This window comes from Actinomycetota bacterium (assembly GCA_005774595.1).
In the GTDB taxonomy this organism is placed as follows: Bacteria; Actinomycetota; Coriobacteriia; order Anaerosomatales; family D1FN1-002; genus D1FN1-002.
Genome location: VAUM01000235.1, coordinates 1 through 1,609, shown reverse-complemented (window position 1 = coordinate 1,609; position 1,609 = coordinate 1). Strand labels below are relative to the sequence as shown.

Below are 1,609 nucleotides of genomic sequence, written 5' to 3'. Positions count from 1 at the left end.
CATCAGCGATCTCGTCTCCACCCGCCGTGCGCACGTCCAGGTGTGTAGAAGCGACAGCCCTTCGCCCACGCAGGCCGGCGCCGAGCGCGCGCTCAGGGCCGCCGGGTTCGAGGTCACGGTCCAACAGGAGGCCAGCGCGCTGACCACCGCCGGCACCGTCACCAAGCAGATCCCTGAGGCGGGGACGAACGCGGTGAAGGGCAGCAAGGTCACGATCTACGTGGCGACCGGCAAGGCCACGGTGCCGAACGTCATCGGCAAGAGCAAGGCGGTCGCGACCAGCGAGCTGCAGTCGCTCGGTCTTCGCGTGACGGTGGTGTCGATCGTCCACTCCTCGACCGTGGGGGTCGTGTTCGAACAGAGCCCGTCGTCCGGAACCTCCGTGGACCGCAACTCCCTCGTGACGATAAAGGTGGCCAAGTGACGCGGACGCCCCGGTACCTCCTCGCGACCGCCCTGCTTGCCGCCGCCGTCGCGCCGGCCGTCCCCGCTCAGGCGCGCGTGAGCGCGGCCGGGCCGGCCGCCGCCGCACCACGGGCGCTCGCGGCCACCGCCACCGCGGACGTCTACGAGGCCGGCGCCGGCGACGACACGTCCGCGACCGCGCGCGCGATCGCGCTGCCGGGCTACGGCGCGGGCGTCATGTACGAGGCGCACACGTTCGACGTCGCGGACGCCGTCACCGGTGACGAGGACTGGATCTCGTTCACGGTCACGGACGCCGAGGCGGACGCCGGATACGTGGTGATGATCGAGGCGTCGGCCGATACGCCGGGCGTGCGCCCGGTCGTGGAGGTGTACGCGCCCGGTGCGGCGCCGACGGCGCCGACGGCACTGGACGGCGTCACCGATCCGGCCGCCGCGGCGGCGTCGCAGGTCGCGCCGTGGCTGGTGCGCGGCGGGGCCACGCTCGAGTTCCGCCCGTCGAGCGCCCTTCCCGGCGACTCGGCGACCTATCGCGCCCGCATCCGTCCGGCGTTCGCCGCCGGTACCGGCTTCGGCGACGCCGCCGGCGCGTACCGGCTGCGGGCCAAGTTCGGCATGACGACGCGGCTCGCCGGCCCGGACCGGCACGCGACCGCCGCCCGCATCAGCTTCGAGCGCTTCGCCGACGGCTCGCTGGACGGCAGCGCCGCGGTCGTCGTCAACGGGCTCGCGTTCCCCGACGCGATGGCGGGCGCCACGCTCGCCGGCGCGCTCGGCTGCCCGCTGCTCACGACCGATCCGAAAGCGCTCTCGGCGTCCACGCGCACCGAGCTGCGGCGGCTCGGCGTGGACACCGTCTACCTGCTCGGCGGCACCGGCGCGGTCACCCCGGCCGTGCAGACTGCGCTGGCCGGCATGGGGCTGTCCGTGCGCCGCATCGCGGGCCTCGACCGCTTCGCGACCGCCGCGGCCATCGCGCGCGCGGCCGACGCGAGCGCGGCCGCGGGGACCGCTCCGCTCGCGTTCGTCGCGAGCGGCCGCGCGTTCCCCGACGCGCTGTCGGCGTCCGCGGTGGCCGCGCACTCGGCGGCACCCGTGCTCCTGACCGAGCCCGGGCGGCTGGCCACCGCCACCGCCGAGGCGCTCGCCGACCCGGCGCTCGGCATCACTGACGTGGTGAGCG

Annotated in this window: 1 protein-coding gene and 1 pseudogene (1 of these 2 cut by a window edge); both read left to right on the top strand. The window is 75.5% G+C overall.

What is annotated here, in order from left to right; all coding sequences use genetic code 11:
- A pseudogene (locus FDZ70_08445) lies at positions 1–424 on the top strand (PASTA domain-containing protein); it begins 29 nt to the left of the window's first position.
- Positions 421–1,609, top strand: a 1,189-nt coding sequence (locus FDZ70_08440) for a cell wall-binding repeat-containing protein (protein ID TLM72398.1), incomplete at its 3' end; no start/stop codon positions are given. The pseudogene FDZ70_08445 and the gene FDZ70_08440, both read left to right, overlap by 4 nt.